At 59.8% G+C, this 20,325-nt stretch carries 18 protein-coding genes and 2 tRNA genes; 10 read left to right on the plus strand and 10 right to left on the minus strand.

What is annotated here, in order from left to right:
- Positions 1–304: 304 nt before the first annotated feature.
- From QB905_RS05520 to QB905_RS05535, 4 genes are all read right to left on the minus strand, one after another.
- Positions 305–3,082 (minus strand): valine--tRNA ligase, encoded by a 2,778-nt coding sequence (locus tag QB905_RS05520; RefSeq protein WP_282973537.1) that lies wholly within the window; start codon positions 3,080–3,082, stop codon positions 305–307.
- Positions 3,083–3,190: 108 nt separating this feature from the next.
- Positions 3,191–3,721, minus strand: coding sequence for a DUF2497 domain-containing protein (locus QB905_RS05525; RefSeq protein ID WP_282973538.1), 531 nt, complete (start codon positions 3,719–3,721; stop codon positions 3,191–3,193).
- A gap of 227 nt (positions 3,722–3,948) precedes the next feature.
- Entirely contained in the window at positions 3,949–5,355 is a 1,407-nt protein-coding gene (locus tag QB905_RS05530) for a TolC family outer membrane protein (RefSeq protein ID WP_282973539.1), read from the minus strand.
- 233 nt (positions 5,356–5,588) lie between these two features.
- Complete coding sequence (locus QB905_RS05535) at positions 5,589–6,218, minus strand: protein-L-isoaspartate O-methyltransferase family protein (RefSeq protein ID WP_282973540.1); 630 nt, start codon at positions 6,216–6,218, stop codon at positions 5,589–5,591.
- A 231-nt stretch (positions 6,219–6,449) separates the two neighbouring features.
- On the opposite strand from QB905_RS05535, the gene QB905_RS05540 reads away from it, so the two are divergent.
- From QB905_RS05540 to QB905_RS05550, 3 genes are all read left to right on the plus strand, one after another.
- Positions 6,450–6,523: transfer RNA gene (locus tag QB905_RS05540), tRNA-Cys, on the plus strand.
- A 406-nt stretch (positions 6,524–6,929) separates the two neighbouring features.
- Positions 6,930–7,005 (plus strand) — tRNA-Asn (locus QB905_RS05545).
- Positions 7,006–7,122: 117 nt separating this feature from the next.
- Positions 7,123–7,761: a 2OG-Fe(II) oxygenase gene (locus QB905_RS05550; protein WP_282973541.1), complete on the plus strand. Its 639-nt coding sequence runs from the start codon at positions 7,123–7,125 to the stop codon at positions 7,759–7,761.
- A 22-nt stretch (positions 7,762–7,783) separates the two neighbouring features.
- On the opposite strand, the gene QB905_RS05555 is transcribed toward QB905_RS05550, so the two are convergent.
- On the minus strand, positions 7,784–8,584 hold the full coding sequence (locus tag QB905_RS05555) for a hypothetical protein (protein WP_282973542.1): 801 nt from the start codon (positions 8,582–8,584) through the stop codon (positions 7,784–7,786).
- A gap of 136 nt (positions 8,585–8,720) precedes the next feature.
- Between QB905_RS05555 and QB905_RS05560 the strand changes: the two genes are divergently transcribed.
- The gene (locus QB905_RS05560) at positions 8,721–9,317 is read left to right on the plus strand and encodes an LOG family protein (RefSeq protein WP_282973543.1); all 597 of its coding nucleotides are present in this window, start codon (positions 8,721–8,723) and stop codon (positions 9,315–9,317) included.
- A gap of 1 nt (position 9,318) precedes the next feature.
- Positions 9,319–10,017 carry a VIT1/CCC1 transporter family protein gene (locus QB905_RS05565; protein WP_282973544.1) on the plus strand — a complete coding sequence of 233 codons (699 nt, stop codon included), beginning with the start codon at positions 9,319–9,321 and terminating at the stop codon, positions 10,015–10,017.
- Positions 10,018–10,115: 98 nt separating this feature from the next.
- On the opposite strand, the gene gltX is transcribed toward QB905_RS05565, so the two are convergent.
- A complete protein-coding gene (gene gltX, locus QB905_RS05570) occupies positions 10,116–11,453 on the minus strand; it encodes a glutamate--tRNA ligase (RefSeq protein ID WP_282973545.1) in 1,338 nt (445 codons plus the stop codon).
- Positions 11,454–11,653: 200 nt separating this feature from the next.
- On the opposite strand from gltX, the gene QB905_RS05575 reads away from it, so the two are divergent.
- A complete protein-coding gene (locus tag QB905_RS05575) occupies positions 11,654–13,798 on the plus strand; it encodes a putative bifunctional diguanylate cyclase/phosphodiesterase (RefSeq protein WP_282973546.1) in 2,145 nt (714 codons plus the stop codon).
- Between the two features lie 49 nt (positions 13,799–13,847).
- Here the strand turns inward: QB905_RS05575 and dksA are convergent, their stop codons facing one another.
- Both dksA and QB905_RS05585 read right to left on the minus strand, forming a co-directional pair.
- Positions 13,848–14,276 carry an RNA polymerase-binding protein DksA gene (gene dksA, locus QB905_RS05580; RefSeq protein WP_282973547.1) on the minus strand — a complete coding sequence of 143 codons (429 nt, stop codon included), beginning with the start codon at positions 14,274–14,276 and terminating at the stop codon, positions 13,848–13,850.
- A gap of 228 nt (positions 14,277–14,504) precedes the next feature.
- Entirely contained in the window at positions 14,505–14,930 is a 426-nt protein-coding gene (locus QB905_RS05585; RefSeq protein WP_282973548.1) for a flagellar assembly protein FliX, read from the minus strand.
- 267 nt (positions 14,931–15,197) lie between these two features.
- Here QB905_RS05585 and QB905_RS05590 point away from each other — a divergent pair, with 267 nt between their 5' ends.
- Genes QB905_RS05590 through QB905_RS05600 form a run of 3 tightly spaced genes read left to right on the plus strand, consistent with a single transcriptional unit; the run spans position 15,198 to position 17,126 of the window.
- On the plus strand, positions 15,198–16,340 hold the full coding sequence (locus QB905_RS05590) for a flagellar basal body P-ring protein FlgI (RefSeq protein WP_461781770.1): 1,143 nt from the start codon (positions 15,198–15,200) through the stop codon (positions 16,338–16,340).
- Positions 16,340–16,681, plus strand: coding sequence for a rod-binding protein (locus QB905_RS05595; protein ID WP_282973549.1), 342 nt, complete (start codon positions 16,340–16,342; stop codon positions 16,679–16,681). The genes QB905_RS05590 and QB905_RS05595 overlap by 1 nt, the downstream gene beginning before the upstream one ends.
- Before the next feature lie 4 nt (positions 16,682–16,685).
- Entirely contained in the window at positions 16,686–17,126 is a 441-nt protein-coding gene (locus tag QB905_RS05600; protein WP_282973550.1) for a flagellar basal-body protein FlbY, read from the plus strand.
- 35 nt (positions 17,127–17,161) lie between these two features.
- On the opposite strand, the gene QB905_RS05605 is transcribed toward QB905_RS05600, so the two are convergent.
- Positions 17,162–17,644 (minus strand): peroxiredoxin, encoded by a 483-nt coding sequence (locus QB905_RS05605; protein ID WP_282973551.1) that lies wholly within the window; start codon positions 17,642–17,644, stop codon positions 17,162–17,164.
- Positions 17,645–17,751: 107 nt separating this feature from the next.
- On the opposite strand from QB905_RS05605, the gene QB905_RS05610 reads away from it, so the two are divergent.
- Positions 17,752–18,417: a YqgE/AlgH family protein gene (locus QB905_RS05610; protein ID WP_282973552.1), complete on the plus strand. Its 666-nt coding sequence runs from the start codon at positions 17,752–17,754 to the stop codon at positions 18,415–18,417.
- Here the strand turns inward: QB905_RS05610 and QB905_RS05615 are convergent.
- Positions 18,394–20,157 carry a putative bifunctional diguanylate cyclase/phosphodiesterase gene (locus tag QB905_RS05615; RefSeq protein WP_282973553.1) on the minus strand — a complete coding sequence of 588 codons (1,764 nt, stop codon included), beginning with the start codon at positions 20,155–20,157 and terminating at the stop codon, positions 18,394–18,396. The genes QB905_RS05610 and QB905_RS05615 overlap by 24 nt on opposite strands.
- Positions 20,158–20,325 lie beyond the last annotated feature (168 nt).

The raw sequence follows: 20,325 nt of genomic DNA on the forward strand, positions 1-20,325 counted from the left end.
TGCCAAGCGCTCAATTACACCACGCCCTGGGGCACGATCTGAAGAGCCCGGCGCGCAGCGCCCTATCCGTAAGCGCCCGGAGCAAAAAATAAGATTTCAACCACGGAAAACACGGATCGCCGCTTCGCGACGTCACGGATGAACAGTGTAAAATTGGAACGGCAACGGCAGACGCGGGCCGTTCTTTTTATCCGTGTCATGGCCAAAGGCCATGATCCGTGTTTTCCGTGGTTGAAACCTTAGATAGGCTGGCATCAGGCGCTACGCCCGCCGAATCCGGTTTCATTTCCGTGGCCGGAAAAACCTAAACCACTGCCTTCAAACGTTCATAGGCTGCCGACAACTTCGCCTTACCGTCCTGCGCTTCGCTGAGGCGTTCGCGGTTTTCCACGATCACCTCTTCCGGCGCGCGCGCCACGAAATCAGGATTGTCGAGCTTCTTGCTTGTCACCATGATCGTCTTGTCGAACTCGGCTATGCCCTTGATCAGGCGCGCCTCTTCGGCCTTGAGATCAATGAATTCAACAATGGCCAGATGCGCCGTCGCCTCACCCGACACGAAGGGCACGGCACCTGCCGGCGCGCTGTCGGCCAGACGCACCTCCGACAAACGGCCAAGGAACAGGATCAGGTCTTCGTGCGTAGCGACGCGGCTACGAGTCACATCGGATGCGCCGGTCAGAATCAGGGGCGAGCGCGCCGAACCCGGCACATTCATTTCCGAGCGGATTGAACGGATTTCATTGATCAAATCAATCAGCCAGTTCACTTCCGCATCGGCTTCGGCATCGATGAAACCGGCATCGAATTTCGGCCAAGCGTGCGTCATCAACATGCCCTGACCGCCGGTTTTTTCCCACAATTCCTCGGTGATGAAGGGCATGACCGGATGCAGCAGGATGGTGGCCTGATCGAGTACCCAGGCCGTCATGGCGCGTATTTCGGCCCTGGCCTCTGGATCATCGCCATTGAGGATCGGCTTGGCCAGTTCGAGATACCAGTCGCAGAACACGTTCCAGATGAATTTATAGAGCGCATTCGCCGCATCATCGAAGGCGCAGGCTTCCAGCGCCTGCGTCACCGCCGACAGGGTTTTCTGCACCTCGCCCCGGATCCAGCGGCTGAGGGTCAACTTGACCTGAGACGGATCAAAACCGGCCACACGCGCGCACTCATTCATTTGGGTGAAGCGGGTGGCATTCCACAGCTTGGTGGAAAAATTGCGATACCCTTCAATGCGCTGCTTCGATAACTTAATGTCGCGCCCCTGCCCCGACATGGCCGTCATGGTGAAACGCAGCGCATCGGCGCCATATTCGTCGATCAGGGCCAGCGGATCGACCACATTGCCCTTGGATTTCGACATCTTCTGGCCCTTGTCATCGCGGACCAGAGCATTGATAAAGACGCGCCTGAACGGCGCCTGCCCGGTGAAATGCAGCCCCATCATCATCATCCGGGCCACCCAGAAGAAGATGATGTCGAAGCCGGTGATCAATGTATCAGTCGGGTAGAAGCGCTTAAGATCAGCCGTGTCTTCCGGCCAGCCCATCGTCGAAAACGGCCACAGCGCCGACGAGAACCAGGTATCGAGGACGTCCTCGTCCTGCTTCAGCGCCACGGCCCTGCCGTAATGGGTCGCCGCCTCGGCAAGCGCTTCGGCCTCGGTTTCGGCGACAAAAATCTTGCCGTCTTCGGCATACCAGGCCGGAATGCGATGGCCCCACCAGAGCTGGCGCGACACGCACCACGGCTCGATATTGCGCATCCACTCAAAGTACGTCTTTTCCCAGTTCTTCGGCTCGAACACCGTGCGGCCATCCTCGACGGCGGCAATCGCTTCCTTGGCCAACTCACCGGCATTGACGTACCACTGGTCGGTCAGGAAGGGTTCGATCACCACGCCGGAACGGTCGCCATGCGGCACCATATGCTTGGTCTTCTCAATGGCCTTCAGCCAGCCCTCCTCTTCGGCGCGGGCGATAATGCTTTTGCGCACTTCAAATCGATCTTTCCCTTGAAACTCTTGGGGAATTGCTTCCAAGGCATCTAACTCTTCGAAGTTGGGAAACGGGCGCCCAACATTTCGCAAATTTTGTTGTTCAATAAAGCTAGGCTGGCTCGCGTAACGCACTCTGGCATGAGCATCGAAAATGCTAATTGTTTTTAATTCATGCCGCTTGCCGACCATAAAGTCGTTGAAATCGTGGGCAGGCGTGATCTTGACCGCGCCGGAACCCTTGGTCGGGTCGGCATATTCGTCGGCCACGATCGGGATGCGGCGACCCGTGATCGGCAGGATGACCGATTTGCCGATCAGGCCGGTATAGCGTGGGTCGTCCGGATGCACGGCCACGGCGGAATCGCCCAGCATGGTTTCCGGGCGCGTGGTCGCCACCACGATATAGTCGCGCGTTTCGGTCGTATCGTTGCCGTCCTCGTCCTTGACCGGATAGTCGAAGCTGACCCCATCGGCCAGCGGATAGGCGAAGTGCCAGTAATGGCCATCGACCTCTTTTTGCTCGACCTCAAGATCGGAAATCGCCGTCTGGAACTGCGGATCCCAGTTGACCAGCCGCTTGTCGCGGTACATCAGGCCCTGCTTATGCAGGGTGACGAACACCTTGCGCACGGCGGCGCTCAGGCCATCATCGAGCGTGAAACGCTCGCGCGACCAGTCGCATGACGCGCCCAGACGGCGCAATTGGCGCACAATCGTGCCACCCGATTCGGCCTTCCAGTCCCACACCTTCGCCACAAAGGCGTCGCGGCCCATATCGCGGCGCTTCAGCCCGGCTTGCGCCAGTTGCCGCTCTACCACCATCTGGGTGGCGATACCGGCGTGATCCGTGCCCGGCAGCCACAGGGCCGCCTTGCCGCGCATCCGCTCGAATCGCACCAGCACATCCTGCAAGGTGTTGTTGAGCGCATGGCCGATATGCAGATTGCCGGTCACATTGGGCGGCGGGATGACGATCGAAAAGGCCTCGCCGCTATCATTCGGGGCGAAAGCGCCCGATTTTTCCCACATGGCGTAAAGGCGGGGTTCAACGGCGCTCGGATCGAAGGTCTTGTCTAACATGGTGTGCGGTGCGGGCTCGAAAGGTGCGGAAAATGAAAAAGGCGGCGTCTGTGACCGACGCCGCCCTCTTAACAGGAGATGGTAGTAAAATCTATGACGAGATCAGGTTTAGCGACGCGACTGACGGGCGATGCGTTCGACTTCCTGACGCACCTGCTCTTCAACGATGCCGGGCAGGTTCTGATCGAGCCAGGCTTGCAGCAGCGGTTGCAGCATATCGCGCACCACGTCTTCGAGGGTACGGTCGCTGTGCGGCACCAGAAGCGAACTGGTCAGGGCGCCAAAGGACGAAGCCGCCATCGATTCGGTGCGTTCGCTGACCAGGCCGCTACTACGCGGCGCAGGCCTGGCCACAGGTGCGGGAGCCGGTTCGGGCGCGGCTACAGCCTCCGGTTCATACGCTTCGATGTCGCCGATGGAGACGGAGGACGGGCCGGCTTCATAGGTTTCAGTCAGTTCGAGGACGTCATCTTCGGCCCCGCCCTCGTCCTCAACCGCAAAATCGTCGTCTGCTTCAGCTTTCGCTTCGACGGCAGCCGACTCGTCGGCAACCGCCTCAGACTCGGCCTCGGCGTTCGCATCGGCGGGCGCGTCATCCTCGGAGATGATGCGGCGGATAGAGGCCAGGATTTCCTCCATGGTCGGTTCGTGTGCGGATTGTTCTGCCATCGTCTCTAACTGCTGCGAATCGGATAAGGGAATCGTAAACCGAGGCTAGCTGACACGTGTTCGGCGATTTTGGCAACTCTTAACGGTCACGCCACGGCCACATTTTCGTCCAATCGGCTAATTTTTCTGTGATCAAGCGAACTTGCAGACATTAGGCCGATATAAAAAGGCAAGATGAAATTGGCGAAGGCAGGCGTTTATTGCCCGCCTCCCGCCAGTCCGTCGAGCACGCGCACCACCGGTTCGAGCGGCGACCAGCCCTTATTTTTCACCTTGTCGAAATTCTTCTGCGGGTCGTAAACCTGAATATCGGGCACGAAGGCACGGGCCGTCAGCCCACCCATGACCGACAAAAGCTGGCTGCCGGCCAGATATTGATCGCGCTGGGCCTCGATCAGCGCCAGTTGCGCGCTTTTCAGTTCCTGATCGGCGTTGAGCACTTCGATATTGGTGCGCAAGCCCACCTGCTGCTCGGTTTTGACACCATCTGCCGCTACCTGCGCCGCCTTGACCTGTTCCTGGCTCGACGTCACCACCGAACGCGCCGCCAGCATTTGCGACCAGGCCTGCGCCACGGTCGATACCACCGAACGGCGCGTCAGTTCCACCGTGGCAGCCTGCGCGTCGAGGTCGGCTTTGGCTGCGCGGATGCGTGAAGCGTTCAGCCCTGCGCTGTACAGCGGAATCGACAGACGGGCGGTCAGGCTTGTGCCCTCGTAATCACCGAGATGGCCAAGTTGACTTGTCGGTGCCGTATAACCCGAACTGGCCGACAGGCCGATTGTAGGGCCATAGACCGAACGTTCGGCGCGCACGCGGTCGGCGGCGGCCTTTTCGGCGAAGACGGCAGACTGCAAATCGGGATTATTCTGATTGGCGGCGGCAAGGGCCGCGTTAAAATCGGTTGGCAAACCCGGCAGGTCGGGCGTGGGGTCGAGCGCCACCGGCGACTGGCCGACCACGGCCACATAGGAGGCGCGGTCGGTATCGAGTTGGGCCTGGGCCTGGGCCAGAGAGGCCGCCGAAGCCGCCAGCCGCGCCTGCGACTGGGCCACATCGGTGCGTGTTAACTGGCCGACATCGAACTGCGCCTGAGTCTGATCGAGTTGCTGCTTGAGAATGTCGTAATCGTCCTGCGAAATCTTCAGCGCCTCCTGGTCGCGCCGCACCGCCGTATAGACGCTGATCACATCGAGCAGGACGCTGGATTCCGTGGAGCGCAGGCTCTGCTGACCCGACAGGACTGTGGCCTTGGAAGCCGCCAGCGAAGCGGTCAGGCCCCCCGAAGCGAACAGGGCCTGATTCGCCGACAGGCCCAGCGTGCTATAGGAGCGATTACCGGCCAAATCCTGCTCGTGATCAGAATAATCGCTCGATGCAGCGGCGCTGACCGACGGGCCAAACTGCGACCGGCTCTGCACATAACCTTCATCCGTGGCGCGCTGCGCGGCGCGCGAGCGGGTAAGCGTCGGGTTTTGCGCATAGGCCATAGCAATGGCGTCATTCAGCGATTCGGCCTGCGCCGCGCCGACACCCGCCAGAACCAGCGACAGGGCCGCCAGCGACACGGCAAGCGCCTTGCCTGCAAATTTGGAAGTCTTCATCAACATAGTACCCCGATATAGCCGTCTGATCGTTTCGGCAGTCTCTGCCGCTCCCTCCAGATCGCTTTGGAAAAGTCCGGGCATTCGCCAGAATTTCAGCCGCAGACTTAGTTTAAACTTCTGATAGCAGAAGTTCTTACACCTGACGAGTTAAGCTTTTTTCATTCTATAACAGAATGTCAGAGTAAAAAACTGTCAGTGGTGTCGCAGGCGTTCGGGTAATGGGCTGAACATCAGAACTGGAAAGACGGCGCGCGCTCAAAGCCCGGCAGGGTGGACGGCGTGGAATCGAACACGTCGCGTTCTGAAAAACCGGCGGCAAGGCGCAGATAGAGGCGCGCACGACCAACAGGCCCGTCGCGCAGAACCACGGCGAGCCGCCCGCCCACCTTCAGCGCCTTCAGCCAGGCATCAGGCACTTCGGCCACAGCCCCCTCGACCACGATGACATCATAATCCTGACCCGTAGGCATGTTCAGGTCGGCGGTTTGCGTCTCGACACCGAGTTCCTTGAGATAGGGCTCGATCACCGCCATAGCGCGCGGATCGGCTTCCTGCGCCACAACCTTCAGGCCCGCTGTGGCCAGCACCGCGGCTGCATAGGGCGCTGCCAGGGCCAGGGCGCTTTCACCGGCCACCGGCTCGACCGTCTGCAACAGCTTGGCAATGTCGCGCGGCGCCATCAGGGTACGTCCCGGCGCAATCACCGGTTCGGCTTCGGCATAGGCGCGGAAACCCTGCGACGAAGCACACAAACGCTCGCGCTGCACCTGGCGCATCGCCATGACCAGAGGATGATCGGTGACATCATTCACCCGCACCTGGGATTCGACCATATTCTGACGGCTGGCATGAAAATCCATGAACGGGGCTTCCTTCGGGGAACGCCGCGCAGAAACGCGGACTTTTAATATATAACTGAATACAGCTTTTAATCCGCCCGCTTATAAGCGCAACCCCCTGTCGGCTTCAACGAAAAATTTTGCGCCGCAAAACAGCCGAGGCGAAATTTTTAAAAATTTATTGGCAAAATTGCCCTATCGGTCATTGCAGGCGCTGAGACGATCTGATAGCTCACCGCTTCGCTCAAGTGAGGCCTGATGGCGGAGCGGTTACGCAGCGGATTGCAAATCCGTGTAGGCCAGTTCGACTCTGGCTCAGGCCTCCAAGCAAATCTCAAATAAAATCAGTAGGCTTTAAATTTTCCACATGAGAACATGTTGAGAACATTTTTTCATGTGTGAGCCTCACACATCAACGACATGTGAGCCTGTGCGTTAAGCCGCTGCTGAATGGCTGGTAAAAGCGTCCCTGAAGACTGCCCAGGCAGCATTTACCCTGCATTAACCGAACACCCGGCATAACATCGTTGTCTTTCCGTTTTTGAAGACATCCACCATCACCTGACTTCCCGAAGCCCGAAACCTGTTTTCGGGCTTTTTTCTATGCGCCGCGTCGATCCTCAGACGGAACGGCGCTTATGTGCCGCGCGAAGAATAAATGTTGAAAACTTGGCGATTGAGACTTGCGCATCTAATCAAAGCCTTGCTATAGGGCGCGCCTTGCCGATGTGATCCCCGGTAGCTCAGTTGGTAGAGCAGTCGACTGTTAATCGACTTGTCACAGGTTCGAGTCCTGTCCGGGGAGCCATCCGCTTTTTCTCAAAAAAACTGAATCGTCCTTCGATATGCGTCACAATCGCCCGTAGCGCGCCACGCCGCTTGAGGCTATATTGAGTGTCAGTTCGACGAACAGGTTTTATTTCCCATGCTGCGTTATGACGCCATCGAGGCCACGCCCGCCTCCGACTATCCCTTCCGCAATCTGATCGGCGCGGATATTCTGCCGCCTGAGATGGAAGACGACATCGCCCGCGATTTTCCGCAGATCAACAAGACCGGCTTTATGCGGCCAGAAGACTTTCCAATGGGGCCATCCTTTCGCGCCCTGCTGGAAGAGGTGCGCGGGCCGGAATTCGCCCGTGCCGTCGGGGCCAAGCTCGGCGTCAATCTGGTGGATAAGCCAAGCTGGGTCACGGTGCGCAAATGGTCGGCGCTCAAGGACGGTCGCGCCCATACCGATGGCGCCGACAAGCTGGCTTCGGCGCTGATCTACCTCAACCGAGATGGCGCAAGCGGCGGCAATCTGCGTTTTCTGGAAGGCCCCGATCAGGATGGCCCCGGCACGGCCGAGGTCAATCCCGGCTATGGCCACTTCATCGCCTTCCCGCGCCTGGACAATTCCTGGCATGGCCACACGCCTTTCGAGGGCGAACGCCGCGTGGTGCAGATCGCCTGGCTGGTCAGCGATGAGGCCGTCAACCGCAAGGCCAAGCGCCACGGCCTGACGGAGTTTCTCAAAAAGCTGTTTTCCTCGACCCAGCAGAAACAAAACGAGATGATGTAGGGCGTCGTCGCAGGCCGTCTTCTCAGAAAACGAGCGTGGTCTGCATCCCGCCGCCCGGCAGCACCGAATCGACACGCCATCCATCCGCCAGGGCCGATATATTGTCGGTGTTGGTTTCCGGTAAAGACACCAACAGGGTGCGCGTGGCCAGCACATTGTTCTGGCCCGTCTTTTGACCGCTCGGCTGTAAAACGATCTCGACTTTTTTCGGCACGCTGCCTGGCGGAGCGATCTGCGACACGGCACTGTAGGCGTGTCGGGCGTCGGGCTTGATCTGGGCGCGAATATCGCCATCGATCAGCACATCCACCGTGCCCGAAACGGCCAGATGGCCGGAAATGGCGATTGCACCTGCCGCATCATAATCGATGACGGCAATCGCTTGCGTCTTGTCGAACAGCGGCAGGCTGGGCGCACCGGCGCGAATCAGCGTCGCCTTTTCAGGGTGCTGCGGCGGAATAAACAGCCGTCCTTCGGCGTGCATCAACCGGCCATTATCCTCAATCGACAGATCATAGAGGCCGCCGCCTTGCGCGCTTGACGGCACGGGCGCACGGAAGTGCCCCTTGGCATCGGCGGTAACGCCAATGGCGCTATCACCGCCATAGGTCACGCGCACCCGTCCGTCGGGCATGGCATTGCCGCTGATGATATAGCTGCCGCCGCCGCCCTGCTCCACCCCGGTCACCTGCGGCGCACGCGAATAGCCCGCCGCGCGCAGGGCCGCATCGTCATCACCACCGGTTTTCGCCGGATCGGCGTGACAGCCCGCCAGAACGAACAGGAGGCCACAGGTCATGATAGGGATTAAGAGACGCAGCATGAGTTTTCTTCCTGATGGCAGCACTATCCGCTTTTCACGCCTGCGCCTAGTGGAATAGGGTCACAGCGCCCATGTTGTTTTTTTATACCGGGCGGGCCAAGAGCAGATAACAGGCTTAATCAGGAACAGTAACCGAATGCCGTCCAGTCCATCCGAAATCAAATCCGTCTGTGTTTATTGCGGCTCCGCCTTTGGTGCGTCCGGCGACTATCGTGAAGCGGCGCGCGATCTGGGTCAGGTGCTGGCGGGGGCAGACCTGCGTCTCGTTTATGGCGGCGGCGGGGTTGGGCTGATGGGCGAAACCGCCCACGCCGTTCATGAGGCGGGCGGCCGCGTGCTCGGCATCATGCCGCAATTCCTGCGCTCACGGGAAATCCTGTTCGATGATGTCGAAACGCGCATCGTCGCCAATATGCACGAACGCAAGATGATGATGTTCGAGGAATCAGACGCCTTCATCGTGCTGCCCGGCGGCATCGGCACGCTGGAAGAGATTGTCGAGCTGTTGTCATGGCGCAGGCTCGACCTGCATATGAAGCCGGTCATCTTCCTGAACATCAATCAATTCTGGCAACCCTTTTTTGCTCTGATCGAACATATGCTGGCCGAGGGCTTCATCCCGGCCAATTTCCGCGAAACCTATGTCAGCGTCGACAGCGTGGCTGAGGTTCTGCCTGCCATCGCCGGAATGCGCAGCCACGACATCAAGATCGACACCAGAAAGGTAATCTGAAATGGCTAAACGTGGGCACAATGAAAATCACTTCATCAACCGTATCGGCTGGTTGCGCGCCGCCGTCCTGGGTGCCAATGACGGCATCGTCTCCACCGCTGCCCTGCTGGTTGGGGTGGCGGCGACCAAGGCTTCCAAAACCGATTTGCTGATCACCGGCGTGGCGGCCCTGACGGCGGGTGCCCTGTCGATGGCGGCGGGCGAATATGTATCGGTCAGTTCGCAATCCGACACGGAAAACGCCGAACTGACACGCGAGCGCCAGGAACTGCATGATGACCCAAAGGCCGAACTGGCCGAACTCAAGGGCATTTATCAGGCGCGCGGCTTAAGCGCCGAACTGGCGGAACAGGTGGCGCAGCAACTGACCGCACACAATGCGCTCGATGCCCACGCCCGCGATGAACTGGGCATTTCCGACATGACCACGGCGCGGCCCATTCAGGCGGCTATCGCCTCGGCCTTGTCCTTCTCGGCCGGTTCCATTCTGCCGATTGTCACACTGTGGCTCAGCCCGCGTGCCTTTGGCATATGGACGGTTTCCGTCTCGTCGCTGATCTTTCTGGCCCTGCTCGGCGCTTTGGGCGCATGGACGGGCGGCTCACCCATGCTCAGGCCCGTGATCCGCGTCACCTTCTGGGGCGCTCTGGCCCTGGCCGTCACCGCCGGAGTCGGCAAGTTGTTCGGCGCGGTGGCTTAGAGCGTTTCCCCAAAATGGGGATCCACTTTTTTGATAAGAAATAGCTATAAAACAAAGATTTATAGCAACAATCCGATCCCACCAGATCGAAAAGCGCTCTAAGCTTTCAAGCGCCGTGCGATCTCAGCGCGCCCGATCAGGAAGCTCAAAGCCCCCATGTCGGGGCCGTGATCCATGCCGGTCAGGGCCTGACGCAGCGGCATGAACAGGGCCTTGCCCTTGGCACCGGTCGCTTCCTTGATGGCGGCCGTCCAGGCCTGCCAAGACTCACGGCCATAATCGGCGGGCAAAAGTTCCAGCGCCCTGGCGGCAAAGGCTGGGTCTTCGATACGCGGCGCAATGTCGCCCTTCACCACCGCCACCCATTCGGTGATGTCGGCGAATTTATGCAGGTTCGGCCTGACCGTCTCCCAAAATAACTCACCCAGATCGGCATCGAGCGCCGCCAGACGCGGCTTCGCTTCGGCATAGCTCATGGCTTGCAAAACGCCAGCATTCAGCCGCATCAGATCGTCGAAATCATAGCGCGCCGGGGCACGGCCCATCTTGGCGAAGTCCTGAAGCTCGACCAGCGCCTCCAGCGACGGCGCGGCTTCCAGCGCATCGGAGGTGCCGATTTTGGCCAGATGCGAGGTGATGGCCAGCGGCTCCAGTCCGTCCTCGCGCATCTGCGAGATCGACATCGAACCGAGGCGCTTCGACAGCCCCTCGCCATCGGCCCCGACCAGCAGCGACATATGGGCGAAAACCGGCACGGGCGCAGCGAACAGGCCTTGCAGGGCCTCGAAAATCTCAAGCTGGGTGCCGGTATTGGCGACATGATCCTCGCCACGGATCACATGCGTGATCTGCATATCCATATCGTCCACCACCGAAGGCAGGGTGTAGAGATAGGCACCGTCTTCGCGGATCAGCACCGGATCGGACATGGAGGTGGTATCGACCTCACAGTGGCCGCGCACCATATCTTCCCAGGCCACGCGCTTGCCTTCGAGCTTGAAGCGCCAGTGCGGTTTGCGGCCCTCGGCTTCCAGCGTGGCTTTTTCCGCATCAGACAAATTGAGCGCGGCGCGGTCATAAACCGGCGGCAGACCACGCGACAACTGCACCTTGCGACGGCGGTCAAGCTCGTCGGCGGTTTCATAGGCGGGATACAGGCGTCCGGCAGCCTTCAGATAGTCGGCGGCGCGGTCATAAATATCGAAACGTTTCGACTGGTTGTAGCGCTCATCCCAGACCAGACCCAGCCATTGCAGATCGGTTTCGATCAGGTCTTCGTTGTCTTTGGTTGAGCGCTCCAGATCGGTATCGTCGATGCGCAGCACGAAAAGGCCCTGCTTCTGACGGGCAAACAGCCAGTTTTGCAGAGCGGCGCGCACATTACCGGCATGGATACGGCCGGTGGGCGAAGGGGCGAAGCGAACCTTGACGGTCATGGGCAGAGTCTCACAGGCAACAGGGAGGCCCTCCCATACGCGCCTGAGGCTGGTTTGAAAAGGCTTCTGTCGATTTTCACGTCCGTCATAAATGACAGTTCAGACAAGTTTTTATGACATTAAAAGCCGCTTAGCGATTGCCCGCTACACGCTTCTCAGGCGCAAAAGCGCTGTTGCGTAAACCGAAGGTGAGTACCTCCATGCAAGTCAGCTTGCGCATTGCAGATATAACCGACGCCATCGAGCCTTTTCTGGCCGATTGCAGCAATTCCACCCTTTATGAAGCCTTCCGCGACGATGCCGATCTGATGGTTGTGGCGATTACAGATGTTGCGGGCCACGTGCTCGGCCTGATCGAACGCCACGCCTTCAGCCTGACGATGGCGGCTGAATATGGCCGCGCCCTCTATAGCAGCAAACCCGTCACCGCACTGATGGACGCCAATCCTCTGCTCGTCGATGTGGAGACGCCCTTGCGCGATTTCACCCGCTCCACCCTGAGCGAGCGGCCCTCCGAACTGATGCGCGGCTTTATCGCCACCCGCAACGGCCGTTATGCTGGCGTCGGCACCTCCTTGTCGGTGCTTAAGGCCACCAGCGCCGATCTGCAAGCCGCGCACAATCAGCAGCGCCACCTGACCGACGACCTGATAAGGGTCAGCAGCAATGCGCAGCGCCAGCAGGCCTTCCTCGATCTGGTCATTCAGAATATTCCGGCTATGGTCATGGTCAAACAGGCCTCCGACCAGCGTATTCTGCTCGTCAATCAGGTGGGCGAAAACTGGCTGGGCACGAAGGGACGCGACATTACCGGTCTGACCAGTGCCGAGTTCATGAGCAGCGAGCGCGCCGCTCTCTTTCATGCCGCCGATCAAAAGGCGCTGGAAAGCGATACAGCCGTCCTGCTCAATGAGGTCGATCTTGTCGATGGCGAGGGACAGGTGCGCACCTTGCAATTCAAAAAAACCGTCCTGCGCGACGCCAGCGGCGAAGCCGACTGCATCCTGACCCTCGGCATCGACCTGACCGAACAGAAACAGGCGGAAAACCGCATTCAGCACCTGGCCCATTATGACGCCCTGACAGGCCTCGCCAACCGCACCCTGTTCACGCACGAAATCGAAAACGCCCTGGGCCGCGTGCAGCGTCACCACCATCGCCTGGCCCTGCTCTATCTCGATCTCGACCGCTTCAAGATCGTCAATGATTCCTGCGGCCATCTGATCGGCGATCAGGTCTTGAATGAGGTGGCGGCCCGTCTGCGCCTGTGCGTGCGCAAGGGCGATGTGATCGCGCGCATGGGCGGCGACGAATTCACGGTGCTTCAGGATATTTGCATCCCCGAAGACGCCCGCCATCTGGCCGAGCGCATCCTTGAGGCCATGAAAACACCTTTCGTCATCAATGATCTGCAATTCGAAATCGGCGCATCCATCGGCATCAGTCTGGCACCCGAAGACGGCATGGACGCCCGTAATCTTTTGTCGCGCGCCGACCTGGCCATGTATCAGGTCAAGAACGAAGGCCGCAATGGCTGGCGCTTCTATCGCCCGGAAATGGACGCGCGGTTGCAGGATCGCATCGAGATGGAAAAGGATCTGAAAGTTGCACTGACGGAAGGGCAGTTCGAGCTGCACTACCAGCCGCTTCTCGATCTGGCCAGCCATGAGATCGTGTCCTTCGAGGCCCTGCTGCGCTGGAACCACCCGCAACGCGGGCGCGTGTCACCGGTCGATTTTATTCCCGTGGCCGAGGATTGCGGCCTGATCGGACCGCTTGGCGAGTGGGTGGTGGAACAGGCCTGCCAGACGGCGGCCTTGTGGCCGCACAACTGGCGCGTGGCGGTCAATATCTCACCTCTGCAATTCCGGCACAAATCGCTGACGGCCATCATCAAAAAGGCGCTGAAACGCTCCGGTCTTGATCCCCGCCGCCTCGAACTCGAAATTACCGAAAGCGTAGTTTTTGAAAATGAGACGCACAATCTCGGCATTCTGAACGCCATTCGCAGCCTCGGCGTTACCATCGCCATGGATGATTTCGGCACCGGCTATTCCAGCCTCAGCTATCTGCGCACCTTCCCGTTCGACAAGATCAAGATCGATCAGTCTTTCGTGCGCGAACTGCCCCATGACCGCAACGCCCTGTCGATTATCCGCGCCATTACCGACATGGCGAAATCCCTCGGCGTACGAATCACAGCAGAGGGGGTGGAAACCCGCGAACAGATGGAAGCGCTCAAAAGCCTGAACTGCGCCGAGGCGCAAGGCTATTTCATCGGCCGCCCCGCAGCGCAAACCAGCATGTATGACAAGGCCAACGCCCTGTGGGAGATGGCGGGGTAAGGCCCACAAAAAAGCCCGTGACCGGCACGGGCTTTTTCTCAATCATGTCTCAGTCGTCGCGGTGCACGCGCTCGGAGCGCTCGTGGCGTTCCTGAGCTTCGATGGACAGGGTCGCCGTCGGGCGGGCCTCAAGGCGGCCAAGGCCGATCGGCTCACCGGTTTCCTCGCAATAGCCGTAGGAACCATCATCGATGCGCGAAATGGCCTCGTCGATTTTCGAGATCAGCTTGCGCTGGCGGTCGCGCGTACGCAGTTCGAGGGCGCGGTCGGATTCCGAAGACGCGCGATCAACAAGATCGGGGTGATTCTCCGTTTCCTTCTGCATGATATTGACGGTTTCCTTAGCCCCGCGAAGGATCTCTTCCTTCCAGTCGTTCAGCTTGCGGCGAAAATAGGCAAGCTGGCGCGGGCTCATATAGTCTTCGTCCTCAGAAGGACGATAATCGACATGCAATTCAGGCATTTCGGCAGCAGACATAAGCTTTTTCACACCCCTGATAATCGATAGCCGGCGAGTCCTGAGGCGGCACAGATCCGTCTCCCCGCGCGGTTAAGCAGCAAATTCGATACCACAGCCCCTGTCCGTTCGGATTTCAGGGTGCGCAGGCAGGCTGGCTTATAGTGACTAAGATTAAGGCTGTGAAGTCTTTTTAACGTGACAGTTTGAATGCAGGCTACGCCCCGGTTCAGATCAGGCCAGCCCGGTTCAGACCAGACGGCGCTTGGCCAGTTCGACGCAGGCGCGCGTTTCGATTTCATTGAGCACGCCTTGCAGCCTGTCATCGGAAATGTCTTCGCGGTGCAAGGCGATCAGCCCTTGCAGGCGTAGCAGCGCCTCGTCATCGAGATCGCCCGACAGGACGCTGACCTTGATGTCGTCGAGCGCGTCGAGAATGTCGTGCGAGCGCTTGATCTGACGGCGGCGGCGGCCATGCAGCACATCTTCCTCGGCCTGAATGGCCACCAGAGCGTCGATGCCGAGCATCCCCACGGCCGCCGAGCTTTGCGAAGGCGCGGACGCCTTGCCGGCACCTGAGGAACCGGACAGGGAAAACCCGCCGCTCGTCTTGCGCACACCACTGGCGCCAGCAGATGAAGCTGCGCCCGTAGCTGAATTGATTCTGATCGTCATGCTCGAACCTACACCTGAAACCATGTCGAAAGACTCTGATAAACCGCGTAAATTCTTACTCTGCGCCCTGATTAGGAGCGCACCGGTCTTTTACCGGTGCGATAACCCGGCCAATATTGCCCACGCCGGGTAAGCGAAGCCTTAACGCCCCGGCATATTTTTCCCATTTGTTAAGCCTTGGGCGATGCTCGGCTTCAATACGCTGAATCCATTCAATATATTTATCCACAGACTCTGGCACGCTCTTCGCAGACATATCGGGCAAGTATGGTTAACAGCCGCATGAAAGCGTTGATGACAATGGGCCTGAAACTGAAAGCGGCGTTCTGCGCCACCGCCATGATCGGCATGATGATCTCCGGTCAGGCTCTGGCCGCCTCGCGCATCAAGGATATTGTCGATGTCGAGGGCGTGCGCACCAACCAGCTTATCGGCTATGGCATCGTGGTGGGCCTTAACGGCACCGGCGACACGGTGCGCAATTCACCCATGCTCAAGCAGTCGCTCGAAAGCATGATGGAGCGGCTGGGTGTCAATGTGCGTGACGCCTCCCTCAATACCAAAAACGCCGCCGCCGTCATGGTCACCGCCGAACTGCCGCCCTTTTCCGCGCCCGGCGCCACGCTTGATGTCACCGTATCGGCTATGGGCGATTCCAAAAGCCTGCTCGGCGGCACGCTTCTTGTCACCCCGCTGATGGGCGCTGATGGCGAGGCCTATGCCGTGGCGCAGGGTACGGTTCAGACCGGTTCGGTATCCGCCAGCGGCGCATCGGGCTCATCGGTCACCAAGGGGGTGCCGACGGCAGGACGCATCGCATCGGGCGGCACGATCGAGCGTGAAACCAATTTCAATTTCAATGCCATGCAGGTTTTGCGCCTGACCCTGCACAATCCCGACTTCACCACTGCGCGCCGCATCGCCGACGCCATCGACCGTCAGTATCCGGGTACGGCCGTCGCCGAAAATCCGTCCATCGTCGCCATCAAGCCGCCCGCCGGCACCTCGATGATGGATTTCATCACTCAGGTCGAGCCGATGGATGTCGATGTCGATGCCCCGGCCAAGGTGGTGATCGATGAGGTCAATGGCGTCATTGTGATGGGCGAGAATGTACGTATCTCTCGCGTCGCCATCGCCCAGGGTAACCTGACCATCCGTGTCGATGAGCAGCCCTCAATCAGCCAGCCCCTGCCCTTCTCGCAAGGCCAGACCGCCGCCGTACCATCTAGTCAGGTCAGCGTCGATGAGGAAAAGGGCAAGCAACTGATCCAGCTCGGCGGCGGCTCCACCCTGTCTGATCTGGTGGCCGGGCTCAATGCGCTCAAGGTGACGCCACGCGACATGATCGCCATTATTCAGGCCATTAAGGCCTCGGGCGCTCTGCAAGCCGATATTGAGGTGATGTAATGGATACCGCCGCGCTTCTCACCTTGCAAAACGCCCAGACCTCGGCCCAGAGCGTCGTTTCCGGCCCGTCATCGATCCAGCAAATGGCGGCTTCGGCCGGCAAGGGCGGCAAGTCGAACGCCAAGCTCGGTCTCGATTTCGAAACCATGTGCCTGTCTAATCTGTTGAAGCCGATGTTCGATGGCCTGTCCGCCGATGGCCCCTTCGGTGGCGGCGCGGGCGAAGAGGCCATGCGCTCTTTTTATGTCGATGCCATGGCCAGACAGATGGCCATGCGCGGTGGGGTCGGCATTTCCGACATGATGCAGAAACAACTCATTAAGGTTCAGGCAGGACAATAGACTTATGGCACTTTCCGCACAAAACGGCTCAGAACGCGCCCGCCAGCTTCTGGCCCTGACCGTCAGGCTGGGTGAGCGGCTGGAGCGCGAAACCCTCAGTCTGGAGGCCCATCGCCCGCAGGATATTGCTGTTGAGGTTGAGGAAACGCGCCATCTGTCGAACCTCTATCGCCATGAATCGATGCGCATCAAGGCCAGTCCCGATCTGCTTGACGGCATGAGCGATGCGGAGAAAACAAGCTTGCGAAACGCCACCGAACTTTTTCAGACCCGGCTGAAGCGCTACGAACACGCCGTCAATGCGGCCAGGCGCGTCACCGAAGGCATTATCACGGCGGTGGCCAGCGACATCAACGCCAAGCGCAACCGCAGCGCCACCTATGGCGCACGCGGCCGCACCAGAGACTCAGGCCCCCACACGCTCAATTTCGGTGGCCGGGTGTAAGAAAAAAAGCGGGAGTCTGGCTCCCGCTTCCGGTCTTAAAGCTGTTCCAGCACATACTCTGCCGCTGAAACCCTGAACTCGCCGCCTTCTTCAACGAACAGCTTGTCGATCACGCCATTTTTGATGACGGCGGCATAGCGCTGTGAACGCGGCCCCATGCCGAAGCCCGAAGCATCGAGTGTCAGGCCCATCGTCTTGGCGAATTCGCCATTGCCATCGGCCAGCATCACCACCTCATCGCCAATACCCTGATCCTTCGCCCACGCCTTCATGACGAAATAGTCATTGACCGAGGTGCAGGCCACGGTATCGACGCCCCTGGCCTTGAAATCGGCGGCGTGATCCTTGAAGCCCGGCAGGTGGCGCGCCGAACAGGTAGGGGTGTAGGCGCCCGGCACGGCGAACAGCACCACGGTTTTCCCGGTGAAAAAATCAGCGGACGGCGTGGGCTTGGGGCCCTCTTCGTCAACCACGGTCAGGGTCAGGTCGGGGATCTTGTCACCGGATTTGAGAGACATGCAGGCGCTCCTTGTGTGCTATGTTGCGCCCCCTATATAGGCCGGTCTTGCGCCGTGCCAAGAGCCGCAGCGAGACAAGAGGGTGCGAATATGATAAGCTTTTCATTATGAATACGCCTCCCCCCTCTTCCTCCGCGTTTCCCGGTGTTGCCATAGCGGGCCAGGACGGGCACGTCTCCTATCAGGGCCAGCTCCTGATCGCCATGCCGGGCCTGAGCGCGCCGCCCTTTGACCACAGCGTCATCTATCTGTGTCATCATGATGCCGATCACGCTATGGGGCTGATTCTCAACCAGCCGATCAGTGGCCTGAATTTTGCGCGCATGATGCAGGAACTGGGGCTGAAGGCCGAGGATCGTCAGGCCGGGGAACTGGCCGACATGAAGATTTACCGCGGCGGCCCGGTGCAGAATGATCGCGGCTTCGTGCTGCACAGCCTCGATTATCAGCTCGACGACATCACTGTTGATCTCGGCGGGCCAGAAGTCACTACGCGCGGCGGCGAAATGCGCGGATTGGGCCTGACCGTTTCGCGCGATATTCTGGTTGATCTGTCAAGCGGTTCCGGCCCGGCCCGCACCCTGATCGCACTCGGCTATGCCGGTTGGGGGCCGGGGCAGCTCGAAGAGGAAATCAGCGGCAATGCCTGGCTGATCGTTCCGGCGCAGGAAGAGCTGATCTTTATGCGCGATCCCGATCAGATGTGGTCGGCCGCCGTGGCCAGCCTCGGCATCACGCCGGGCCATTTGTCAGGCGCGGCGGGTAATGCCTGAAGCGTCCGCCTGTGCCAGGGACGCCACCAGAAAGGCTTCGGCGTCCTGAGCCTTGAGCGCCCTGGCAAAGCCATAGCCCTGCCCCAGTCCGCAGCCCAGGCCGTAGAGCTGGCTGGCCAGCGCCATATCCTCAACACCCTCGGCCACCACATCGAGCCCCAGATCGCGGCCAAGTGTCAGGATGGCGCGCACGATCTTCTCCGACGATTCTTCTTTGCCCAAAGTCGAGACGAACGAACGGTCGATCTTCAGCGTGTCGAAAGGCAGCTTGGCCAGATAGCTCAGCGACGAAAAGCCCGTGCCGAAATCATCGAGCGCAATGCCCGCGCCCGCATCGCGCAAGTCTTCCAGCACACGCGCCGAAGCCGCCGGATCGCGCATCACATCGCTTTCGGTCACCTCCAGCTTCAGGGCCTTGACCGGCAGGTCATGCTCGCGGATCAGACGCGATACATCTTCCACCAGATGCAGGCGTTCGATTTCCGGTGCCGACAGATTGACGCTGATGAAAAAACCTTCCGGCAGCCTGTAGCTCTTCAGCCACTTGCCGAGCGTCATCACCGTGGCGTTCATGATGATGGTGCCGAGATCGGTCATCATGCCCAGGTCGCGCGTGGCGCTTAAGAAATTGTCGGGCGGAATGACGCCGCGCTTGGGATGCACCCAGCGCGCCAGCGCCTCGAACCCGGCGATCACCCCGGTTTCGAGATCGACGATCGGCTGATACCAGGCGTGAATTTCGCCGCTGATAAAGGCTTTGCGCAGTTCGGCTTCCAGCGCCAGCCGCGTCAGGCCATCGCTTTCGAGATCGCGCTTATAGGCCGCCACACCGCCCGCCCCCCGCGATTTCGCCACTTCAACGGCCATTTCGGCGCGACGCAGCAGTTCGCCGCCGTCAAGCGCCGCCTCGCCGCCCTCCACCGCCACCGCGCCCATCGAAAAGGTGGGGTGAATATCGAAACCGGCCACCGAAATCGTCCGTTCGAGCGCATTGCGCATCCGTTCCGACACACGCGGAAAACCGCGCTGGGTCAGCACCGCAAACTCATCCTCACCAAGCCGCGCCAGCACAGCACAGCCGGGAAAAGCATCGCGCAGGCGCTGCGCCAGCAGGCTCAGCACCAGATCGGCGCGTTCATGGCCCAGTGCCTCGTTCAGCCGGCGGAAACGATTGAGATCGCACACGACGAAATCATAATCGCCGGGACGCGCCAGCAGGGTGCGGACGGCGGGCAGAAACCCACTCCGACTATAAAGGCCGGTCAGCGAATCGATATGGCTGTCTTCGAGATCCAGACCCGCACCGGGCTGGCCGCCGCCGTTTGACGCCGCATGGCGCATGTCGCGACTCAGATCGGTCAGTGTGCCCAGCGCCAGACCGCGCGCCACGCGCCGTCCCTTGAGATAGACCAGCCGCCGGTCTTTCAGACGCAGCAGGCACTGCACATCGTCATCGCCCGGCAGGTCGATCGAGGTCAGCACATCAAGGGCGCGCAGCACCGTATCGAGCCGCTCAGCCTCACCGCCCGCCAGCAAAGGTGCCAGGGTTTCCAGCGTCATGACATCGTGAAACGGTGTCAGGCCCAGGCTCTGTGCGTCGCCGCGAAATTCAAACTGGCCGAGCGAAAGATCATAGGCCCATAACAGGCTGCCTGCGGCGGACAGCGCCTCATACAGTAAGGCAGATGAAGCTTCCGGCGAATCCGGCAGGACATGCCGCGTCCTCATACTTCTGTTCATCGTCATGGCACCCTCGCCGGATCGCCCCTGCGCGCCCTCTCTCATCCAATCTAACAGACTGCTACCTGACATCAAGCTACCCGACCCTGAACCATGCCGCCCGCGCGGGGCTCCATTCGGGCTTAACCATAACAGGTTTAATTTTTCATAAGCGCCGTACGATTTTTG

The organism is Asticcacaulis sp. EMRT-3 (assembly GCF_030027245.1).
Classification (GTDB): Bacteria; Pseudomonadota; Alphaproteobacteria; order Caulobacterales; family Caulobacteraceae; genus Asticcacaulis.